This is a genomic window from Pseudomonas sp. KH_050, assembly GCF_057838875.1.
Map to the genome: position 1 here is coordinate 771,313 of NZ_CM174478.1, position 19,940 is coordinate 791,252.

Annotated in this window: 18 protein-coding genes, 4 tRNA genes and 1 pseudogene; 13 read left to right on the plus strand and 10 right to left on the minus strand. The window is 59.6% G+C overall.

The genetic code is table 11. From position 1 onward, the window contains the following. The first annotated feature begins 5 nt into the window (after positions 1–5). Both AC3IUA_RS03545 and thiO read left to right on the plus strand, forming a co-directional pair. Positions 6–416 carry a type IV pilin protein gene (locus AC3IUA_RS03545; RefSeq protein WP_489359151.1) on the plus strand — a complete coding sequence of 137 codons (411 nt, stop codon included), beginning with the start codon at positions 6–8 and terminating at the stop codon, positions 414–416. Positions 417–471: 55 nt separating this feature from the next. Then, positions 472–1,572 (plus strand): glycine oxidase ThiO, encoded by a 1,101-nt coding sequence (gene thiO / locus AC3IUA_RS03550; protein WP_489359152.1) that lies wholly within the window; start codon positions 472–474, stop codon positions 1,570–1,572. 166 nt (positions 1,573–1,738) lie between these two features. On the opposite strand, the gene AC3IUA_RS03555 is transcribed toward thiO, so the two are convergent. From AC3IUA_RS03555 to AC3IUA_RS03570, 4 genes are all read right to left on the minus strand, one after another. Beyond that, a complete protein-coding gene (locus tag AC3IUA_RS03555) occupies positions 1,739–3,085 on the minus strand; it encodes a sigma-54-dependent transcriptional regulator (protein ID WP_489359153.1) in 1,347 nt (448 codons plus the stop codon). Next, the gene (locus AC3IUA_RS03560; RefSeq protein WP_489359154.1) at positions 3,082–4,671 is read right to left on the minus strand and encodes a sensor histidine kinase; all 1,590 of its coding nucleotides are present in this window, start codon (positions 4,669–4,671) and stop codon (positions 3,082–3,084) included. The genes AC3IUA_RS03555 and AC3IUA_RS03560 overlap by 4 nt, the downstream gene beginning before the upstream one ends. Then, positions 4,661–4,894, minus strand: a complete 234-nt coding sequence (locus AC3IUA_RS03565; protein WP_489359155.1) for a PP0621 family protein — start codon at positions 4,892–4,894, stop codon at positions 4,661–4,663. Before AC3IUA_RS03565 ends, AC3IUA_RS03560 begins: the two co-directional genes overlap by 11 nt. Positions 4,895–5,019: 125 nt before the next feature. Then, the gene (locus AC3IUA_RS03570) at positions 5,020–6,042 is read right to left on the minus strand and encodes an outer membrane protein assembly factor BamD (protein ID WP_489359156.1); all 1,023 of its coding nucleotides are present in this window, start codon (positions 6,040–6,042) and stop codon (positions 5,020–5,022) included. A 151-nt stretch (positions 6,043–6,193) separates the two neighbouring features. On the opposite strand from AC3IUA_RS03570, the gene rluD reads away from it, so the two are divergent. From rluD to AC3IUA_RS03605, 7 genes are all read left to right on the plus strand, one after another. Further along, positions 6,194–7,156, plus strand: coding sequence for a 23S rRNA pseudouridine(1911/1915/1917) synthase RluD (gene rluD / locus AC3IUA_RS03575; protein ID WP_489359157.1), 963 nt, complete (start codon positions 6,194–6,196; stop codon positions 7,154–7,156). Beyond that, positions 7,153–7,878: a peptidoglycan editing factor PgeF gene (gene pgeF / locus AC3IUA_RS03580; protein ID WP_489359158.1), complete on the plus strand. Its 726-nt coding sequence runs from the start codon at positions 7,153–7,155 to the stop codon at positions 7,876–7,878. The genes rluD and pgeF overlap by 4 nt, the downstream gene beginning before the upstream one ends. Positions 7,879–8,007: 129 nt before the next feature. Next, on the plus strand, positions 8,008–10,572 hold the full coding sequence (gene clpB / locus AC3IUA_RS03585) for an ATP-dependent chaperone ClpB (RefSeq protein WP_489359159.1): 2,565 nt from the start codon (positions 8,008–8,010) through the stop codon (positions 10,570–10,572). Positions 10,573–10,870: 298 nt separating this feature from the next. Further along, positions 10,871–10,946 (plus strand) — tRNA-Asn (locus AC3IUA_RS03590). Positions 10,947–10,955: 9 nt separating this feature from the next. Continuing rightward, a tRNA-Pro gene (locus AC3IUA_RS03595) sits at positions 10,956–11,032 on the plus strand. Positions 11,033–11,037: 5 nt separating this feature from the next. After that, positions 11,038–11,113, plus strand: a tRNA-Lys gene (locus AC3IUA_RS03600). A 95-nt stretch (positions 11,114–11,208) separates the two neighbouring features. Continuing rightward, positions 11,209–11,285: transfer RNA gene (locus tag AC3IUA_RS03605), tRNA-Pro, on the plus strand. A 110-nt stretch (positions 11,286–11,395) separates the two neighbouring features. Here AC3IUA_RS03605 and AC3IUA_RS03610 read toward each other — a convergent pair. The 5 genes and pseudogenes from AC3IUA_RS03610 to AC3IUA_RS03630 all read right to left on the minus strand — a co-directional run. Then, positions 11,396–11,497 (minus strand): annotated as a pseudogene (locus AC3IUA_RS03610) (EF-hand domain-containing protein); the annotation flags it as partial. 205 nt (positions 11,498–11,702) lie between these two features. Next, positions 11,703–13,001, minus strand: a complete 1,299-nt coding sequence (locus AC3IUA_RS03615; protein WP_489359160.1) for an NAD(P)/FAD-dependent oxidoreductase — start codon at positions 12,999–13,001, stop codon at positions 11,703–11,705. A 60-nt stretch (positions 13,002–13,061) separates the two neighbouring features. After that, positions 13,062–13,235 carry a DUF3094 family protein gene (locus AC3IUA_RS03620; protein WP_489359161.1) on the minus strand — a complete coding sequence of 58 codons (174 nt, stop codon included), beginning with the start codon at positions 13,233–13,235 and terminating at the stop codon, positions 13,062–13,064. 52 nt (positions 13,236–13,287) lie between these two features. After that, positions 13,288–13,815, minus strand: a complete 528-nt coding sequence (locus AC3IUA_RS03625; protein WP_489359162.1) for an MOSC domain-containing protein — start codon at positions 13,813–13,815, stop codon at positions 13,288–13,290. After that, positions 13,812–14,438: a DUF1780 domain-containing protein gene (locus AC3IUA_RS03630; protein ID WP_150643345.1), complete on the minus strand. Its 627-nt coding sequence runs from the start codon at positions 14,436–14,438 to the stop codon at positions 13,812–13,814. The genes AC3IUA_RS03625 and AC3IUA_RS03630 overlap by 4 nt, the downstream gene beginning before the upstream one ends. 250 nt (positions 14,439–14,688) lie before the next feature. On the opposite strand from AC3IUA_RS03630, the gene AC3IUA_RS03635 reads away from it, so the two are divergent. The 4 genes from AC3IUA_RS03635 to AC3IUA_RS03650 all read left to right on the plus strand — a co-directional run bounded on the left by AC3IUA_RS03635 (position 14,689) and on the right by AC3IUA_RS03650 (position 19,609). Next, positions 14,689–16,032 carry an aromatic acid/H+ symport family MFS transporter gene (locus tag AC3IUA_RS03635; protein ID WP_489359163.1) on the plus strand — a complete coding sequence of 448 codons (1,344 nt, stop codon included), beginning with the start codon at positions 14,689–14,691 and terminating at the stop codon, positions 16,030–16,032. Between the two features lie 128 nt (positions 16,033–16,160). After that, positions 16,161–17,372: a benzoate/H(+) symporter BenE family transporter gene (locus AC3IUA_RS03640; protein ID WP_489359164.1), complete on the plus strand. Its 1,212-nt coding sequence runs from the start codon at positions 16,161–16,163 to the stop codon at positions 17,370–17,372. Between the two features lie 78 nt (positions 17,373–17,450). Next, complete coding sequence (locus AC3IUA_RS03645) at positions 17,451–18,719, plus strand: OprD family porin (RefSeq protein ID WP_489359165.1); 1,269 nt, start codon at positions 17,451–17,453, stop codon at positions 18,717–18,719. A 440-nt stretch (positions 18,720–19,159) separates the two neighbouring features. Beyond that, positions 19,160–19,609, plus strand: coding sequence for a methyl-accepting chemotaxis protein (locus tag AC3IUA_RS03650; RefSeq protein WP_489362221.1), 450 nt, complete (start codon positions 19,160–19,162; stop codon positions 19,607–19,609). A gap of 49 nt (positions 19,610–19,658) precedes the next feature. Here AC3IUA_RS03650 and AC3IUA_RS03655 read toward each other — a convergent pair whose 3' ends face one another. Then, the gene (locus tag AC3IUA_RS03655) at positions 19,659–19,904 is read right to left on the minus strand and encodes a DUF2790 domain-containing protein (RefSeq protein WP_489359167.1); all 246 of its coding nucleotides are present in this window, start codon (positions 19,902–19,904) and stop codon (positions 19,659–19,661) included. Positions 19,905–19,940: the final 36 nt, after the last annotated feature.

Here is a 19,940-nt window from a genome sequence, read left to right on the forward strand (position 1 = left end):
GAGGCATGCGCAGACTCAACCAGGGTTTTACCTTGATCGAAATCATGATTGTGATCGCGATCATCGGTATTGTAGTGACCATCGGCTACCCGGCCATTACCGAATACGTGAAGAAAGCCCATCGCACAGAGATTGCCGGATTGCTCTCCGAACAGGCGCAAAACCTGGAACGGTTCTATTCGAAAAACAGTGCGTATACCACCAAAACCAATACCCCCGACCTCAGCGCGGGTAATGACTACTACAGCATCACGCCGACGCTGACTGATCAGGCCTTCTCGCTGACGGCAACTCGTAAAGGCGGTTCAATGATGGCGAGTGACAAGTGTGGGGATTTCACTATCACCAATACTGGCCTCAGAACCATTGCCAATGCGGCTGAAGGTCTGGGAACCAAAGATTGCTGGGGTCGCTGAGTAACTTTTCCGGGCGCATTGTGCACCCCTGATTTTTTCATTGTTGGATCAGAAGATGGCCAAGCAACAGCAAGTGGTGATTGTCGGCGGTGGGGTTATCGGCCTGCTGAGCGCGTTTAATCTGGCTTCTGAAGTGCAGAATGTGATCCTGCTGGATCGCTCGAATGTGGGGCAGGAGTCGTCCTGGGCCGGTGGCGGGATAGTTTCGCCGCTGTATCCATGGCGCTACAGCCCGGCGGTCACCGCTCTGGCCCATTGGTCGCAGGATTTTTATCCACAACTGGGCGAACGCCTGTTTGCCGCAACCGGGGTTGATCCTGAGGTGCACACCACTGGCCTGTACTGGCTGGATCTGGATGACGAAGCCGAGGCGCTGGCCTGGGCGGTGCGGGAAAACCGCCCACTGAGGACAGTGGATATTTCGGCTGTTCACGATGCGGTGCCGGTACTGGGCACCGGTTTCTCGCGAGCGATCTACATGGAGAATGTGGCCAACGTGCGCAATCCGCGACTGGTGAAGTCGCTCAAGGCCGCATTGTCGGCATTGCCTAATGTGACGATCCATGAGCAATGCGAAGTCAGTGGATTCATTCGCGAAGGCGAGGATGTCGTGGGGGTTCAGACATCGGCGGGCGAAATTCGGGCTGACCGGGTGGTACTGTCGGCGGGCGCCTGGAGTGGCGAATTGTTGCAAGGCCTGGGCCTGGAGTTGCCGGTCGAGCCGGTGAAAGGCCAGATGATTCTCTACAAATGTGCATCGGATTTCCTCTCGAGCATGGTCCTGGCCAAAAGGCGTTATGCGATTCCACGCCGTGATGGTCATATTCTGATCGGCAGCACGCTGGAGCATGAGGGGTTCGACAAGACGCCCACCCAATCCGCGCTGGAGAGTCTGAAGGCCTCGGCCATCGAACTGATTCCGGCATTGGCGAATGCTGAAGTGGTGGGGCATTGGGCGGGGCTGCGGCCGGGTTCGCCAAAGGGCATTCCCTATATTGGCAAGGTTCCGGGTATTCAAGGACTGTGGCTGAACTGCGGGCATTACCGCAATGGCCTGGTTCTGGCCCCGGCCTCCTGTCAGTTGCTCGCCGACTTGATGCTGGACCGCGAGCCGATCATTGATCCGGCGCCGTATGCACCGACCGGGCGGATTTAGCGGCCTCCTTAAAAGATCGCAGCCTGCGGCAGCTCCGCCGATTGCATTCGCCGCCGGATCAGCGGGGGAACACAAATCCCGTAGGAGCTGCCGATAGGCTGCGATCTTTTAGGGCCTTCAATCCCCCTGAAGCAACGATCAAAAGATCGCAGCCTATCGGCAGCTCCTACTCCAGCCCCAGCTTCTTCAACCGATAGCGCATCGAATGAAACGACAGGTTCAGACGCTGCGCCGCTGCCGTGCGGTTCCAGTGGGTTTCTTCGAGGGCCTGGAGCAGCAGTTTGCGTTCGACGTTTTCCAGGTAATTCTCCAGGTTGTCGATCTGCGTCAGATCCGGTTCAGCGGGTTCGGCTATGCAACTGCCTTCTGCCAGACGCAGGTCGATCGCCTCGATCTGTTGGTTTTCACAAAGGGTGTGTGCACGTTCGAGCATGTTCTCCAGCTCGCGCACATTGCCCGGGAATCTATAGCGTTTCAGCGCATCAAGCGCTTGCGGATGAAGCCTGGCCGGCGGCAAGCCGCTGTTTGCCGCCAGTCGCTGGAGAACGTTAATGGCCAACGGTTCGATATCGTCGCGTCGCTCGCGCAAGGGCGGCACCCGCAGCTCGATCACATTCAAGCGGTAGTACAGGTCCTGACGAAAGCGTCCGGCGGCGACTTCGGCGTTCAGGTCCTTTTGCGAGGCAGACAAAATGCGCACATCGACCACCACCTCCTGTTGCCCGCCGATGCTGCAAATGGCTTTCTCCTGAATCGCGCGCAACAGTTTGACCTGCATCGCCAAGGACAGGTCGGCCACTTCGTCGAGGAACAGCGTGCCACCATTGGCCGCCTGGAACAGCCCGGGCTTGTCTTCGATGGTGCCGCTGAAGCTGCCTTTGCGATGGCCGAAAAATTCGCTCTCCATCAGTTCCGACGGAATCGCCCCGCAGTTGACCGGTACGAAGGGTTGGCTGGTGCGCGGGCTCAGCTCATGGATCAACCGGGCCACCAACTCCTTGCCGCTGCCGGACTCGCCGCTGATGTACAGCGGGGCCAGGCTTGCAGCCAGTTTATCGACCTGTTTGCGCAAGTTGCGCATTGGCAGCGAATCGCCGAGCAGGCGCCGGTCGATAGAGGGCGGTCGGGCGCTTGCTGTCGGCAGAAGCAGGGTGCTGCTGACCAACTCCCGCAGGCGGGGGAGGTCCACCGGTTTGGTCAGAAAGTCGAAGGCGCCGGCTTTCAGCGCGTTGATCGCCGTCTCGAGGTTGCCATAGGCGGTAATAATGGCGACCGGAACCTGTGGGTGGCGCTGCTGGATGTGCTGCACCAGCTCCAGACCGCTACCATCGGACAGGCGCATGTCGGTCAGGCACAGATCAAAGGCTTCCCGGGTCAGCCAGTCGCGGGCTTCGCCGACATTGCGGGCACTTTGGGTGTCGAGTTTCATCCGGCCTAACGTGATCTCCAGAAGTTCGCGGATATCCGGTTCATCGTCGACGATCAGAACTTTTTGCCGTGGGCTGATATTCAAGACTGTTTCCGTCCGTGAGCAAAGGTGATGCGAAAACAACCGCCGCCTTGGCGTGATTTGAAGTCTAGGCGGGCCTGGTTGCTTTCGCACAGCTCACGGGACAGATAGAGACCCAGGCCGGTGCCTTGGGGGGCGGTGGTAAAGAAGGGTTCGAACAAATGCGTCCGCTGCTCATCGGCTACGCCGGGCCCGTTGTCCTGTATCTCGAGGGTCGGTCGTTCGTTAGCCGGCTCGATATACAATTTCAGCCAGGCCTCGGCGTTCTCATGGGCCAGAGCACTGTGGCGCCAGGCATTTTGTAGCAAGTTGTTCAGCACTTGGGTCAGTTGATTCGGGTCCATCAGGGTTTCGAAAGAACCGGCACCCAGCTCCAGATGAACCTGTTGTCGGTCGGTGGCCATGCTGCGCAGGTCACTGACGAACTGCTCCAGCCACGGTTTCAGGTCGAGCCGTTGTGGCTCGGTAGGCTGGCGGCGTGACAGTTGCAGAACGTTTTCTATCAAACGATTCATTCGCCGGGATTGGTCTTGAACAATCTGTGCCAGACGTCGATCCGGGCCGATCAGTTCCTCGGACTCGCCTAATAGCTGCGCGGCGTGACTGATGATGCCCAGTGGGTTACGGATTTCATGAGCGATCCCGGCGGTCAGGCGGCCCAGGGCGGCGAGCTTGAGTTGTTGGGCTTGTTGGGCGACTTGCGCGAGGTCTTCGAGGAACACCAGTGTCTGACGCTGGTCGTCCGGGCCCAAAGCGATGAAGCTCGGCTGAAGAACCAGGCCGGTACCGCCGACTGTCAGGCTTTGCGGGCGCAAGGTGGGATTGTTGAGCCACAGCTGCAGGCGTTCGACCAGTGGCGGTGAGCAGGCATCGATCAACTGGCCACTCAGGTGTTCCCGGCCCAAAAGGCTCATCGCGGCCTGATTGGCCAGCACGATATGGCGTTGGGCGTCGATCACCAGAATGCCAGTGCGCATGTGTTGCAGAATCAGCGAGTTGAGGGTTTCAAGGCTGGTGACTTCACTGGCGCGCTGCTGCGAAAGCGTCTCGCTGACCTCCAGCAGACGGGTCAAGCCCTGCACCAACAACGCGGCGGCGAAGCACAGGACGGCAAGGGCGCCAGCCTGCAAATAGTAGTTGGCGAGCGTCGGACGACTGAGGGTCAGGTAAAAGGTCAGGGAAATGATGCCGATGGCCGCGACCCCGGCAATCACCAGGCCGATGCGTCCTCGCAACAACACGTTGCTGATGGCTACCGAAGCGATCAGTAGATCGCCAATGGCGCTTGGAGGGCCTCCGGCGGCATAGAACAAACCCGAGAGCAGCAGGACGTCAGCCAGCGCCAGGCTGAAGATTTCAGCAGGCCGTTTGGGGTTCCCCTGGAGGACAACCACCAGAATATTCAGAATCAGATACAGCCAGCTGCCAGCGCGAAACAAATTGTCGTTCGCGAGCTCCAGTAGCTGGTTGTCCATGTCGCTGGAAATCAGCAGCACCAGGGTGGCGCCGATACTTAAACGGTAGAGGTGATAGAGCCTCAGCATTCGCTGGGCCTGTTTGCCACCAGAGCTTAAAGTCTCAGCGGTCACGCGAACCCGGGCCTTGCTCCAGGTGAGCCTGGCTGCAATACCACTGTTGTTGAAGACTCAGCGCTCGGTCGCGCGGCAAGTGCACGCCACAGTGGGCGCAGCGGACCATGGGCGCGGCGATTTTCTCGTCGGGCGCATTGGCCACGGAAGCAGAGTGTTTGAACTTGCGCCAGAGCCATACCGCAGCAGCAATCAGAGCGATCCAGAACAGTAAACGAAGCATGATGAGCAGCTTTTCGACGAGTGAATTGGCAGTTTAGCCAAGGACACTCCCTGAGCACAGCGCAATAAAACGCCGTAATAAAAAAGGGAGACTCGAGAGTCTCCCTTTTTGCCATCAAGTCAGCGTCAGTCGAACACGCCGAAGGTCATGTGGCTGAACCATGAGCGGTCTTCGTTATTGCTTTCAGCTTCGGGTTCTTTTTCTTCGATGACATCGCCGTCGCTGTCTTTAGGCTTGAGCTCGGCCGGAATCGCGTCCTTGGCGTCCTGGAACTGCCTCTGCACGTCCTGGTTGGCGCGGGTTTCTCCCGGCGGCAGCGGTGGGCGGGATTCGATCAGACCCAGGGTCGCCTTGCTTAGCCATGAGCGGTTGTCCGCTTCGGCAACTCGTGGCACGAACTGACCGTCAACCAGGGTCGGGTGGTTCGGGTAGTTGAGCTTCAGGGTTTCCAGGCTGGTATTGGCCAGCTCGTCCAGATGCAGGCGCTGGTAGGATTCGACCATCACCGCCAGGCCGTCGCCGACCGCAGGGGTTTCCTGGAAGTTTTCCACCACATAACGACCGCGGTTGGCGGCGGCTACATAGGCCTGACGGGTCAGGTAGTAGTCGGCAACGTGGATTTCGTAGGCGGCCAGCAGGTTGCGCAGGTAAATCATGCGCTGCTTGGCGTCCGGGGCGTAGCGGCTGTTCGGGTAGCGGCTGGTGAGCTGGGCGAACTCGTTGTAGGAGTCACGAGCGGCACCCGGGTCACGCTTGGTCATGTCCAGCGGCAGGAAACGCGCCAGCAGACCGACGTCCTGGTCAAAAGAGGTCAAGCCCTTGAGGTAGTAGGCGTAATCCACGTTCGGGTGCTGCGGGTGCAAGCGAATGAACCGCTCGGCGGCGGACTTGGCAGCCTCCGGCTCGGCGTTCTTGTAGTTCGCATAGATCAGCTCGAGTTGCGCCTGGTCGGCGTAGCGACCGAACGGATAACGCGACTCCAGAGCCTTCAGCTTGGCCGTGGCGCTGGTATAGCTGTTGTTGTCCAGGTCGGCCTGCGCCTGCTGGTACAGCTCGACCTCGCTGAGGTTTTCGTCGACCACTTCCTTCGATGAGCAAGCAGCGGTCAATGCGAGGATGGCGATCAGCAGCAGGTGTTTCACTTGCATGGCGGCTTGCGTCCCTATGACGGCCGCTGTCTTGGGCGTGGCCGTCCTGTTATGATGAGTGCCCCGTTGAAAAGCTTCGGGGCAAAAGACGCCGTATTTAACCACAAGCGCGCAGCCGAAACCAAAAGCTGTGCCGACGCCTAGTCTGAGCATGTCCGATAAAATTGAACTCCGCGCAGAGGTGCCGTCCGAATTGGGCGGCCAACGCCTCGATCAAGTCGCCGCACAATTATTCGCTGAGCACTCGCGCTCGCGCCTTTCCGCCTGGATCAAAGACGGCCGCCTGACTGTGGATGGAGCGGTTATCCGCCCGCGAGACATTGTTCATGGCGGTGCGATTCTTGAGCTGACCGCCGAGCAGGAAGCTCAGGGAGAATGGGTCGCTCAGGACATCAAGCTGGATATCGTCTATGAAGACGACGACATCCTGGTCATCAACAAGCCTGCGGGCCTGGTGGTGCACCCGGCTGCCGGTCATGCCGACGGCACCCTGCTCAACGCGCTGCTGCATCATGTGCCGGACATCATCAATGTACCGCGCGCCGGTATCGTGCACCGTCTTGACAAGGACACCACCGGTTTGATGGTAGTGGCCAAGACGATTCAGGCGCAGACCCAGCTGGTTACCCAGCTGCAGAGCCGCAGCGTCAGCCGGATCTACGAGTGCATCGTGATTGGTGTGGTCACCGCCGGCGGCAAGATCAATGCGCCGATCGGTCGTCACGGCCAGCAGCGTCAGCGCATGGCCGTGATGGAAGGCGGCAAGCAGGCAGTCAGTCATTACCGCGTGCTCGAGCGTTTTCGCTCCCACACTCATGTGCGGGTCAAGCTGGAAACCGGTCGAACGCACCAGATTCGCGTGCACATGGCGCACATCAATTACCCGCTGGTCGGAGATCCTGCCTACGGCGGACGTTTCCGCATTCCGCCAGCAGCCAGCCTGACCATGGTCGAATCGCTGAAAACCTTCCCGCGGCAAGCTCTGCACGCGCGTTTCCTGGAGTTGGATCATCCGACGACCGGTAAACGCATGAGCTGGGAATCGCCGCTACCGGACGACTTCGTCTGGTTGCTGTCGCTGCTCAAGCAGGACCGTGAGGCGTTCATCGGATGACCCAGTGGCTGATTCCTGACTGGCCTGCGCCTGCCGGGGTGAAAGCCTGCGTCACCACTCGTTCGGGCGGCGTCAGTCTGGCGCCGTTCGACAGCCTCAACCTTGGCGACCATGTCGACGACAGCCCCCAGGCCGTCGCCGAGAATCGCCGTCGTCTGACCGATCACTTTTCCATCCGGCCGGCCTGGTTGCAACAGGTTCACGGGATTGCCGTGGCCCATGCCGATCCGGGCCTGGTCGCGACCGCCGACGCCAGTTGGTCGGCCACGCCGGGTATTGCCTGCACGGTGATGACCGCCGATTGCCTGCCTGCGCTGTTCTGCGACCGTGCCGGCAGCCGTGTCGCGGCGGCCCATGCCGGTTGGCGCGGGCTGGCGGCTGGCGTGCTGGAGGCGACGCTGGACAGCCTTGCCGTGCCACCTTCCGAGGTGCTGGTCTGGCTGGGGCCGGCCATCGGCCCGCAAGCCTTCGAAGTCGGCCCGGAGGTTCGTGAAGCCTTCGTCCGACAGCTTCCGGAAACGGTTCAAGCCTTTGTCCCGAGCCGCAATGCCGGCAAGTTCATGGCCGACATCTATACGCTGGCGCGTTTGCGCCTGGCCACTCGCGGCGTAACGGCGGTGTATGGCGGCGGTTTCTGCACGGTGACCGACCCGCGCTTCTATTCCTACCGCCGCAGTCCTCGCACTGGTCGGTTTGCCTCCCTTGTCTGGCTCGAACGCTAGACTCTCCTGACCTGCGTCAACCCGGCGCCGCTTGAATCTTCCAGAATCGACCGCATCTAGTGAGGTATCTGGCAGGTTTCTTCATTTAGGTGTGTCCATGACCGGCCTGCTCAACTAGGAAGGTGACCCATGCGTATAGACCGATTAACCAGCAAGTTACAGTTAGCCCTGTCCGATGCCCAGTCTCTGGCGGTCGGCCTCGATCATCCGGGCATTGAACCTGCGCACTTGATGCAAGCACTGCTTGAACAGCAGGGCGGCTCGATCAAACCGTTGCTGATGCAAGTGGGCTTTGACATCAATAGCCTGCGCAAAGAATTGACCAAAGAGCTCGACCGTCTACCGAAAATCCAGAACCCGACCGGCGATGTGAACATGTCGCAGGATCTGGCGCGCCTGCTCAATCAGGCCGATCGCCTGGCGCAGCAAAAAGGCGACCAGTTCATTTCCAGCGAACTGGTGCTGCTCGCCGCCATGGACGAGAACAGCAAGCTCGGCAAATTGCTGCTGGGGCAGGGCGTCAGCAAGAAAGCCCTGGAAAATGCGATCAACAACCTGCGCGGTGGTGAGGCGGTCAATGACCCCAACCACGAAGAGTCGCGCCAGGCCCTGGACAAATACACCGTTGACCTGACCAAGCGCGCCGAAGAAGGCAAGCTTGACCCGGTGATTGGCCGTGACGACGAAATTCGCCGGACCATTCAGGTCCTGCAACGCCGCACCAAGAACAACCCGGTACTGATCGGCGAACCAGGTGTGGGTAAAACCGCGATCGCCGAAGGCCTGGCGCAACGAATCATCAACGGCGAAGTGCCGGATGGCCTAAAAGGCAAACGCCTGCTTTCGTTGGATATGGGCTCGCTGATTGCCGGTGCCAAGTTCCGCGGCGAGTTCGAAGAGCGCATGAAGTCGTTGCTCAATGAGCTGTCGAAGCAGGAAGGGCAGATCATCCTGTTCATCGACGAACTGCACACCATGGTCGGCGCCGGTAAGGCCGAGGGCTCGATGGATGCTGGCAATATGCTCAAGCCGGCTTTGGCGCGAGGTGAGTTGCATTGCGTCGGCGCGACCACGCTTAACGAGTACCGCCAATATGTAGAGAAGGACGCAGCGCTCGAGCGGCGGTTCCAGAAGGTTCTGGTCGACGAGCCGAACGAAGAGGACACCATTGCGATCCTGCGCGGCTTGAAAGAGCGTTATGAGGTCCACCACAAGGTGGCGATTACTGACGGTGCGATCATTGCCGCGGCCAAGCTGAGCCATCGTTACATCACCGACCGCCAGTTGCCCGACAAAGCTATCGACCTGATCGATGAAGCGGCCAGCCGCATTCGCATGGAGATCGACTCCAAGCCGGAAGTACTGGATCGTCTGGAGCGGCGTTTGATTCAACTGAAGGTTGAAGTCCAGGCGCTGAAGAAAGAAGACGACGAAGCGGCGAAGAAGCGTCTTGAAAAGCTGCAGGAAGAAATTGCCCGGCACGAGCGCGAGTATTCAGACCTGGAAGAAATCTGGGCTTCGGAAAAAGCCGAAGTGCAGGGGTCGGCGCAGATCCAGCAGAAAATCGAACAGTCCCGCCAGGAACTGGAAGCCGCGCGCCGCAAAGGCGACCTCAACCGCATGGCCGAGCTGCAGTATGGGGTGATCCCCGACCTGGAGCGCAGCCTGCAAATGGTCGATCAGCATGGCAAAAGCGAAAACCAGTTGCTGCGCAGCAAAGTGACCGAGGAAGAGATTGCCGAAGTCGTTTCGAAGTGGACCGGTATTCCAGTGTCGAAAATGCTCGAAGGTGAGCGTGACAAACTGTTGAAGATGGAAAGTCTGCTGCACCAGCGTGTGATCGGCCAGGACGAGGCGGTGATCGCGGTATCCAACGCCGTACGCCGTTCCCGTGCCGGGTTGTCCGATCCGAACCGCCCAAGCGGCTCGTTCATGTTCCTCGGCCCGACCGGTGTGGGTAAGACCGAACTGTGCAAGGCGCTGGCCGAGTTCCTCTTCGATACTGAAGAGGCGATGGTGCGGATCGATATGTCCGAGTTCATGGAGAAGCACTCCGTGGCGCGGCTGATTGGTGCGCCACCAGGCTACGTAGGCTACGAGGAAGGCGGTTATCTGACCGAGGCAGTGCGTCGCAAGCCGTACTCGGTGATCCTCCTGGACGAGGTCGAGAAGGCCCATCCGGACGTGTTCAACGTGTTGTTGCAAGTCCTGGAAGACGGTCGGCTGACCGACAGTCACGGGCGAACCGTGGATTTTCGCAATACCGTGATCGTGATGACCTCAAACCTGGGCTCGGTACAGATCCAGGAGCTGGTGGGAGATCGTGAAGCGCAGCGGGCCGCGGTGATGGATGCGGTGTCCAGCCACTTCCGTCCGGAGTTCATCAACCGGATCGATGAAGTGGTGATCTTCGAGCCTCTGGCCCGGGATCAGATCGCTGGCATCACCGAAATCCAGCTGGGCCGCCTGCGCAGCCGTTTGGCCGAGCGTGAGCTGAAGCTGGAACTGAACAGCGAGGCGCTGGATAAGTTGATCGCAGTCGGTTACGACCCGGTCTACGGTGCACGTCCGCTCAAGCGAGCGATCCAGCGCTGGATCGAGAACCCATTGGCGCAACTGATCCTTTCCGGCAGTTTCTTGCCTGGGGTCACTGTGACAGCCACGGTGGCGAACGACGAAATAGTCTTCAACTGAGCCTTGGCGGCTCGATAAGAAGAGAGGCCTCGCGTTGCGAGGCCTTTTTTTCGTTAGGGCATTGAACTATAAGGAAAAGGCTTGTAAAGTGCGCCCCGCAGCATGTCACCCCCCAGGGTTTCTTCTCCCCAAGGAGAAATCTGAAACAAGACGCAAATCATTGTCTTGAAAGCAATTTAAGGGGTTGACAGGGTGATTTAAAATTGTAGAATAGCGCGCCTCAGACACACGAACGCAGCGATGCGAACGGGTCGAAGAGAGCGAAGTAGCGGTAAATGTTGTAATTGAAATATGTAGTTCCGTGATAGCTCAGTCGGTAGAGCAAATGACTGTTAATCATTGGGTCCCAGGTTCGAGTCCTGGTCACGGAGCCAATTTCAAACCGGGGTATAGCGCAGTCCGGTAGCGCGCCTGCTTTGGGAGCAGGATGTCAGGAGTTCGAATCCCCTTACCCCGACCATTTTTGGGTCGTTAGCTCAGTTGGTAGAGCAGTTGGCTTTTAACCAATTGGTCGTAGGTTCGAATCCCACACGACCCACCATTTTTGAAACCAGTTAGCGCTGGAATCGAATCTTAAGATCAGAGGCCAAAAGCGCTGATCGTAGAAGGCGCCTTTAAAAGGTGCCTTTTTTTTACCGGGGTATAGCGCAGTCCGGTAGCGCGCCTGCTTTGGGAGCAGGATGTCAGGAGTTCGAATCCCCTTACCCCGACCATATTAAAAATCCTCGTATCGAAAGATACGGGGATTTTTTTTGCCTTATGCAAACGTAAAAAAAGCCCCGTTTCTCTGGGGAGAGAAGCGGGGCGTGGGTTGCTTCAGGTCTTAGCTATAGTCTTTCAGGTGTTCGAACAAGCCCTTCGGCATTTTTTTGCCATTGGTTTCGTAGTTGGCTTTCACGTTATCGAACGCCTCTTGTTCCGAGATTTGCCGGGACATTTCAAATCGCACGACACAACCGCTCGATAAAGGACGCCACGTAAGTGCGGCGGTAACCGAAGCAGGCGGTGCCTTGCTCGGGCAAGGCAAGCGAAGGGTACATAAACCGTAGGAGCTGCCGCAGGCTGCGATCTTTTTGGGGCGCCCCAATCAGGGCCTGCCTATGATGAGGCCCTGTCAGACGCCGAAAATGTCAGTGCAACTTGAGCCGCGGCTCGGTCCCGCGCCCGATCTTGCTGCCGAGCATCAGCATCGCCGTGCGGAAGGCGCCATACAGCGCCATCTGGTGCATTCGGTACAACGACACATAGAACATCCGCGCCAGCCAGCCTTCGAGCATCACGCTGCCAGTCAGATTGCCCATCAAGTTACCCACAGCCGAAAAACGCGACAGCGAAATCAGCGAGCCATAATCGGTGTACTTGTACTCCGGCAGCGCCTTGCCTTCGATGCGCAATTTCAGCGATTTGGTCAGCCGCGAGGCCTGCTGATGTGCCGCTTGCGCCCGTGGCGGCACGTTGCGATCGGTGCCTGGCTGCGGGCAGGCTGCGCAATCGCCGAAGGCGAAGATGTTTTCGTCACGGGTGGTTTGTAGGGTCGGCAAGACGTGCAACTGGTTGATCCGGTTGGTTTCCAGACCGTCGATGTCCTTGAGGAAGCCTGGGGCACGAATCCCCGCAGCCCACACCTTCAGGCTGGCAGGAATCACCTGGCCGCTGCTGGTGATCAGCGCCTCGGCAGTGACTTCGCTGACCGCTGCGTTAGTCAGTACCGTGACCCCGAGTTTCTCCAGGGTTTTATGCACTGGCCCGCCAATGCGCTCCGGCAGTGCCGGCAGGACCCGCGGACCGGCTTCGATCAGGGTGATGTACATGTTTTCCGGCTTGATCCGGTCCAGACCATAGGCTGCCAGTTCATGGGCCGCGTTATGCAGCTCGGCCGCCAGCTCGACGCCCGTGGCACCGGCGCCGACAATGGCCACGCTGATCTGCTCGACCTTGTCGGTTTGCCCGGCATGGGCGCGCAGGTAGTGATTGAGCAATTGCTGATGGAAGCGCTCGGCCTGTTTGCGGGTGTCAAGGAACAGGCAGTGTTGCGCCGCGCCCTGAGTGCCGAAATCGTTGGTGGTGCTACCGACAGCGATTACCAGTGAGTCGTAAGGCACTTCGCGCGCCGGCACCAGTTCCAGGCCGGCTTCGTCGTAAGTGGCCGCCAGCTGGATTTTCCGCTGTGCGCGATCGAGCCCGCTCATGCGCCCCAGCTGGAACTCGAAGTGGTTCCATTTGGCCTGGGCAACATAGTTGAGTTCGTCTTCGGAAGAGTTCAGGGAACCTGCCGCCACTTCATGCAACAGCGGTTTCCAGATGTGGGTCAGGTTCGCGTCGACCAGTAGCACACTGGCCGTACCACGCTTGCCCAGAGTCTTACCCAGACGGGTAGCCAACTCCAGACCGCCGGCGCCGCCGCCAACGATGACAATACGATGGGTCATGGGGATATCTCGCAAGGCTAAAAGAAATCGGTGCAGTTACCCGAGCGAGCGCCACGCAGCTCATAGCGTCAAGTAACTCAAAAGTCGGCTCAGCAAACCCAGGCCAATAGTCGCTGCCAATACCACCACGAGGAGCAGCCATGGCCGGAAAGGCCGGCGCTCGACTCGGTTCTGGGACAGTTGCAGGTACTCTTCGACATGCTTTTGGTCGTCGGGGTTCAGGCGGCTGGTCATAAAGGCCTCGTCAGGTAGACGTTGCGAAATGTATAGAAGCTACAGCACAGAGTTATCCGGCATGGAACGGAGCATAGCCGCTCGTTTGCAGCGGCTCGACGCAGACCCGGTCATCCAGGCGAATGATCCCGCTTTGTATCACTCGCGCGGTGATTCCGCCATGTCCGCGAACGGCCTGAAAGGTCCCGTGGCCGAGGCGTTGCTCCAGACGGGCGCAGGGTTGGCACCAGCCGGTGGTTTCCAGAATCGCCTGGCCGATCTTGAAGCGCCGGCCTTTGAGGCTGAATAGATTGATCCCGCTGATCACCAGGTTTCGGCGCAAATCCAGTGGGGTCACCGGTTGCTCCGCCGAACGACCCAATAACGAGCCGATAACGGCAAAGTGCTCCCATTGCATCAAGGTCACCTGTCGCGCATTGCGCGCCCCGGGGCGTGCGTGATCGCCGGTGAGGCCGGCTTCGCGGCGAGCTTCGACCACTTCCAGTTCGACCATCGCCGAACGCGACTCGGGTCGCACGCCAATCCAGCGCACCCGGCCTTGCTGGGGTACATCGGCAAGCAACGCTTGCAGCGGACTCACAGGCTGATACCGACGTCGAAGACGATACTGCGCCCCAGGTTGTTGCGCAGGAAATCGGGCGCGTCCGGGTGGGCGAACAGCACACGGGCGAAGGTCGGGCCGACCAGCGACAGCGAGCGCCAGCCCTGGCGCAGATACTCGGTTGGCGGCGGGAAGTGGCTGTTGAGGTCGAGCACTTCCCGCTTGAGGCTGGCAAAGGCGATGATGTCCAGCTCACCCAGGTCCATGCCGCGTTCCTTGTAGTTATGCGCTTTTTTGCGCAGGGTCGGCGCCAGTCGCAACAAGAACTCGTTGGCTGGAATACGCCTCGGTTTGGCTTCGCGGCGCACCAGCTGACTCAGGGAAAACGCACTGCGCCGGCGCTGCAGCTCATCTCGCCACTCATCGTTCAGGCGGCGGCCTTCATCGAGCACGAAGAACACCTCGAAACTGGCGTCACGGAACAGCACGTCCGGCGGTTCCGCAGCGGGTGCAAATTCGTCGACGCGATAGGGGATGTTCAAGCCTTGCAGCAGGCGTTGGCAGACCCAACGCTCACGCTCCCATTTGCGGGCATTGGACAGGAACGCATTGGCCTGTTCGGCCGCGATGGTAAGCAGGCGTAAATAATCTGAGTCATCCATAGCCCAAGCTTAGCGTCCAAATGTGATCCGAAAGAATACTTTCTGTCGCACAAAAACAAAGACGCTCCGGCTCTCGGGGCGAAATTCCCGACCTTGGGCCCTTGAGCGCCCCTGTGCACAAAACGGATAGCGATCTGCACAAATCGGATATTGCAGGTTGTTTTGTCTCCATACCCTCACATGGCCTGCATAAAAAAAACGATGGAGTTCTCGTCCGTCGTTCAAAAAACAACAACAAGAGACAGATGCCATGCGGAATATCGACGTACATGAGGTTATCGACAAAGCCCGGTTCAATCGCTTCCACTGGATGGTGCTGTTCTGGTGTGCCCTGATCATCATCTTCGATGGCTACGACCTGGTGATTTACGGGGTAGTTCTGCCGATGCTGATGAAGGAGTGGGGCTTGACCCCACTTGAAGCCGGCGCGCTAGGCAGTTATGCGTTGTTCGGCATGATGTTCGGGGCGCTGTTTTTCGGCCCGCTCTCGGACAAGATCGGCCGCAAAAAAGCCATCACCATGTGCGTGATGCTCTTCAGCGGTTTCACCGTACTCAATGGTTTTGCCAGTAACCCGACAGAGTTCGGTATTTGCCGGTTCATTGCCGGGCTCGGCATTGGCGGCGTGATGCCCAATGTGGTGGCGCTGATGAACGAGTACGCGCCGAAGAAAATCCGCAGCACCCTGGTGGCCATCATGTTCAGTGGTTACTCGGTGGGCGGCATGCTCTCTGCAGGCCTGGGTATTGTGCTGATTCCCAGCTTCGGTTGGCAGTCGGTGTTTTATGTGGCGGCGCTGCCATTGCTGCTGCTACCACTGATCATGTACTTCCTGCCCGAGTCGGTGGGCTTCATGCTGCGCCAGGGGCGCAATGAGGAGGCACGCAACATCCTCAAACGGATCGACCCGGCGTATGTCGCGCAAGCCACCGACCAGCTGCACATGACGGATGTAAAGGGCACCGGCACGCCGGTTCTGCAACTGTTCCGTGAAGGTCGGGCAATGCGCACACTGATGCTCTGGGTGGCGTTTTTCTGCTGCCTGCTGATGGTCTACGCCCTGAGCTCCTGGCTGCCGAAGTTGATGGCTAATGCCGGCTACAGCCTGGGCTCGAGCCTGTCCTTCCTGCTGGTGCTGAACTTCGGCGCAATCTTCGGTGCGGTAGGCGGCGGCGTGCTGGGCGACAAACTCAACCTGCCGCGAGTATTGGCGGTGTTCTTCACCATTGCCGCAGTGTCGATCACCTTGCTCGGCTTCAAGAGCCCGACACCCGTGCTGTACCTGCTGATCGCCATCGCCGGTGCGACCACCATCGGTTCGCAGATTCTGCTGTATGCCTGTGCTGCGCAGTTCTACTCCATGACCATCCGCTCCACTGGCCTGGGCTGGGCCTCGGGTATCGGCCGCAACGGTGCCATCGTCGGACCGCTGCTGGGCGGCGCGCTGCTGGGCATCAGTCTGCCATTGCAACTCAACTTCATGGCCTTCGCCGTGCCGGGGGCTATCGCTGCCATCGCCATGACCTTGTTCGCCATCAGCAGCCAACGCTCTGCCCGTAGCGTTGCGTCGACGCTATCGACGACCAGCGCTTGAGTCTGACGACCGGTGGTGCGGCAAACTGCCGTGCCGCCGGTTGCTCCTGAACGACTCGATTTTTCCCCAGACAAGAGCATCCAGGCCGCGTGCCAGGGATCGCCTGATGAATCGTGCGGCGAGGTTTCATGAAAGCATTTTTCCACGACTTCTCCCTGTCCGCGGCGGTCGCCGGGTTTATCGCCACGGTGATCTCCTATGCCGGTCCCCTGGTGATCATTTTCCAGGCGGCCGAAACCGCCCAGCTGTCCCGGGAAGTGCTGTCGTCCTGGGTCTGGGCGATTTCCATTGGCAGCGCAGTGCTGGGTATCGGCCTGAGCCTGCGTTATCGGGTGCCGGTGATCATTGCCTGGTCGGCACCCGGCTCGGCATTGCTGGTGGCGTTGCTGCCCGGGATCTCCATGGAGGAAGCGGTGGGCGCCTACCTGGTCAGTAGTTTGATCATCTTTCTGGTGGGGGTGTCGGGGGCCTTCGATCGCATTATCAGCAAGCTGCCCTCCGCGATCGCCGCGGCGATGCTGGCGGGCATTCTGTTCAGCTTCGGCACCGGGTTGTTCGTTTCCTTGCAGGGCAAGCCGTTGCTGGTGCTGGCGATGTTCGCCACTTACCTGGTGTGCAAGCGGGTGATGCCGCGTTATGCGGTGTTGATGGTGCTGTTGGTCGGTTGCTCCATTGCCTTTATCGCCGGGGACCTGCATCGCGAGGCGCTGGTGATTGGTCTGGCTACACCGGTGTGGATCACCCCGCAGTTCAGCTTGAGCGCGACCCTGAACATCGCCTTGCCGCTGGTGATGGTGGCACTGACCGGCCAATTCGTTCCGGGCATGGCGGTGCTGCGGGCCAGCGGTTATGCCACGCCGGCCAGCCCGATCATTGCCAGCAGCGCGCTAGGTACTGCGCTATTGGCACCGTTCGGCTGCCATGGGCTGAATCTGGCAGCGATTACCGCCGCCATCTGCACCGGGCGTGAGGCCCATGAACATCCTGGCAAGCGCTATGTCGCCGGGGTCGTGGGTGGCCTTTGCTACCTGCTGCTGGGAATCTTCGGCGCCACCCTGGTCTCGCTGTTTTCCGCCTTCCCCAAAGAGTTGATTGCGGCCCTGGCCGGGCTGGCGCTGTTCGCCGCGATTGCCGGCGCTCTGGCGGGTGCCATGGCGGTACCGGATGACCGCGAGGCAGCGTTGGTGACCTTTCTGGTCACCGCATCGGGGATGTCGCTGTTCGGCTTGTCCGCGGCTTTCTGGGGGCTGATTTTCGGCATCGCCGCGCACCTGGTGTTGAGTGCCCGGCGACCGGTCCCCGCGATTCCGGCAACCCGCGGCCAGGAGGTGGCGCGCTGAAGTCCACCACCACCCGCAGCGAAAGAGGCCCGGGTGGAGCACTGCAACCTGTCGATCAATAACAATAAGAGCAAAACGATGAAACAGACTTTCCAAGCAACTCGTTCAGTGTTGTCCCTGGCTCTCGCCTTGGGTTTTTCCAGCAGCCTTGTGGCCGCCGAGAGCGGCTTCATCGAGGATGCCAGCGCTACCCTGCAGGCCCGCAATTATTACTTCAGTCGCGATTTTTCCGACATTGTCGGGGCCAACCAGCAGTCGAAGGCCGAGGAGTGGGCGCAAGGTTTTATCCTCAACGTCAAATCGGGTTACACCCAGGGGCCGATCGGCGTCGGCGTGGATGTCATTGGCTTATTGGGGATCAAGCTCGACAGCAGCCCCGACCGGGTCAACACCGGGCTGTTGCCGGTGCAGAGCGATGGCCGCGCGGCGGATGAGTACAGCCGTCTGGAGGGCGCACTGAAGCTGCGATACTCGAAGACCGAGGTGCGGGTCGGGGAGTTGCAGCCCAATGTACCAGTGCTGGTATTCAGCGATATTCGCTTGCTGCCCCCCAGCTACCAGGGGGCGAGCATCAGCTCCGCCGAGATCAACGGTCTGACCTTGCAGGGCGGTCATTTGAATTCAACCAGCCTGCGCAACGAGGCCGGCGACGAAAAAATGCAGGCGATGCTCGGTCATGTACCGCAACGTCAGGTCAGCAGTGACGGCTTCAACTTTGCCGGCGGCGATTACGCCTTCAATGACAAACGCACCTCGGTCAGTGCCTGGTATGGGCAGCTGGAGGATATTTATAATCAGCGCTTCCTCGGCCTCAAGCACAGCGAGCCGTTCGGTGACTGGACCCTGGGTGCCAATCTCGGTTACTTCGACTCCAGGGAGGACGGCAAAAAGCTGCTGGGCAACATTGATAACCAGGCGTTTTTCTCCTTGCTCTCGGCAAAACGCGGCGGCCATACCTTCTATGTCGGCTATCAGGGCATGTATGGCGATAGTGCCTTTCCGCGGGTATTCGCCAACATCTCGCCGCTGGGCAACGAAGTACCGACCTATGAGTTCGCCTTCACCGATGAGCGTTCCTGGCAGGCGCGCTATGACTACGATTTTGCGGCGTTGGGGTTGCCTGGCCTGACCAGCACCGTGCGTTACATCACCGGTAATAACGTCGACACCGGCAAGGGCTTCGAAGGCAAGGATCGCGAGCGCGATCTGGATATCGGCTATGTGGTGCAGAGTGGAACCTTGAAGGGGCTCGGGATGCGAGTGCGCAATGTCATGGCACGTTCCAACTACCGCAGCGATATCGACGAAAACCGCTTGATCCTCAGTTACACCTGGACGCTGCTCTGATCGGCATGGAGATTCATATGACAGCTAAACTCTCGGCGGGTCTGCTGCTGATCATCGCGGGCGTGGGGGCTTTAGTATTGGCCTGGGGCGATAGCGGGCGCTTGCTGCTGGCTAGCGGGATCAACCTCGCATTGCTGCTCGCGGCGGCGCTTTATCATCGCCAGCCGACAGTAGTGTTACAGGATCCGCCAGAGCGCGAGCTGGAGGTGGCCGTATTCAGCGCGCCGGTGGCTGTTGTCCAGCCTGCGGCGCAGATGCCCGAACCGCTGTGGCCGGGCGAGGTGCAGGCCACCCTGGAGCAATTGACCCAGGCGGTGTTGCAGACCGAGGAAGACATGCGTTTCGCCGATCAGTTGGCGAGGGCTGCGGGCGAGCGGGTGAAGTCGAGTGCGCAAAGCATGCAGTCTTCGGCGACCGTGCTTGGCGATCTCAACCTCTACATGCAGGGGCTGGATCAGGTGTTCAACGAGTTGGGCAGTCAGTCGGTCCGTATCGGCGCCATTGTCGGGAGCATTCAGGACATCGCCCGGCAGACCAATCTGCTGGCCTTGAATGCTGCCATCGAGGCGGCGCGGGCCGGCGCTCATGGGCGGGGATTTGCGGTGGTGGCGGACGAGGTGCGCAATCTGTCGCGCCAGGCCGCCGATTCCAGTGCGCAGATCCGGCAGATTGCCACCGGCCTGGAACAGTCTGCCGAGAATGCGCGGCAGGGTATTGAACATTTGGCGGGTTCGACGCGCCTGGGCCTGGAAAAGGCCGAGGTCGCATTGCACTCGATGGGCGAACTTAAAAGCGGTGCGACCGCCAGGGTGGAAGTGGTCGAACGCATCATGCAGCGTCTGGCCAGTCTGCATCAGTTGGCATTGCAGGCGAAACAGATAGTCTCGTGAATCGTACTGCCCACCGTCCTGGTCTACTCTTGAGCTTCTCAAGAAATGCTCAGGAGTTGCCCCAGCAGCCGCCCATTACGTGGTAATCCAGGCGATGGGTCTGACCCTGGTGATCGACATAAATCATGGTCGCGGGCACCACTTCGCAGGCATTGGAAGTGGGCGTTACCGAGATTACCTTGGCGATATCCGGTGGCTGAACCGGGTTGTAGACAGTGGCCGGGGCTTGTTCGTTGTCGGCCGCCATGACCGAGGTGGCCATGACTGCCAGCAGCAGGCTGATCAAGGTTTTCATTTCATTGTTCTCCGTGGTGATCCTGATGTCTGAAGT

Excerpts from the sequence above, each read along its gene's own strand:
- AC3IUA_RS03545 (WP_489359151.1), top strand. The coding sequence starts at position 6 with ATGCGCAGACTCAACCAGGGTTTTACCTTGATCGAAATCATGATTGTG.
- thiO (WP_489359152.1), top strand. The coding sequence starts at position 472 with ATGGCCAAGCAACAGCAAGTGGTGATTGTCGGCGGTGGGGTTATCGGC.
- AC3IUA_RS03565 (WP_489359155.1), bottom strand. The coding sequence starts at position 4,894 with ATGCTTCGTTTACTGTTCTGGATCGCTCTGATTGCTGCTGCGGTATGG.
- AC3IUA_RS03570 (WP_489359156.1), bottom strand. The coding sequence starts at position 6,042 with ATGCAAGTGAAACACCTGCTGCTGATCGCCATCCTCGCATTGACCGCT.
- rluD (WP_489359157.1), top strand. The coding sequence starts at position 6,194 with ATGTCCGATAAAATTGAACTCCGCGCAGAGGTGCCGTCCGAATTGGGC.
- pgeF (WP_489359158.1), top strand. The coding sequence starts at position 7,153 with ATGACCCAGTGGCTGATTCCTGACTGGCCTGCGCCTGCCGGGGTGAAA.
- clpB (WP_489359159.1), top strand. The coding sequence starts at position 8,008 with ATGCGTATAGACCGATTAACCAGCAAGTTACAGTTAGCCCTGTCCGAT.
- AC3IUA_RS03615 (WP_489359160.1), bottom strand. The coding sequence starts at position 13,001 with ATGACCCATCGTATTGTCATCGTTGGCGGCGGCGCCGGCGGTCTGGAG.
- AC3IUA_RS03620 (WP_489359161.1), bottom strand. The coding sequence starts at position 13,235 with ATGACCAGCCGCCTGAACCCCGACGACCAAAAGCATGTCGAAGAGTAC.
- AC3IUA_RS03630 (WP_150643345.1), bottom strand. The coding sequence starts at position 14,438 with ATGGATGACTCAGATTATTTACGCCTGCTTACCATCGCGGCCGAACAG.
- AC3IUA_RS03635 (WP_489359163.1), top strand. The coding sequence starts at position 14,689 with ATGCGGAATATCGACGTACATGAGGTTATCGACAAAGCCCGGTTCAAT.
- AC3IUA_RS03640 (WP_489359164.1), top strand. The coding sequence starts at position 16,161 with ATGAAAGCATTTTTCCACGACTTCTCCCTGTCCGCGGCGGTCGCCGGG.
- AC3IUA_RS03645 (WP_489359165.1), top strand. The coding sequence starts at position 17,451 with ATGAAACAGACTTTCCAAGCAACTCGTTCAGTGTTGTCCCTGGCTCTC.
- AC3IUA_RS03650 (WP_489362221.1), top strand. The coding sequence starts at position 19,160 with ATGCAGGGGCTGGATCAGGTGTTCAACGAGTTGGGCAGTCAGTCGGTC.
- AC3IUA_RS03655 (WP_489359167.1), bottom strand. The coding sequence starts at position 19,904 with ATGAAAACCTTGATCAGCCTGCTGCTGGCAGTCATGGCCACCTCGGTC.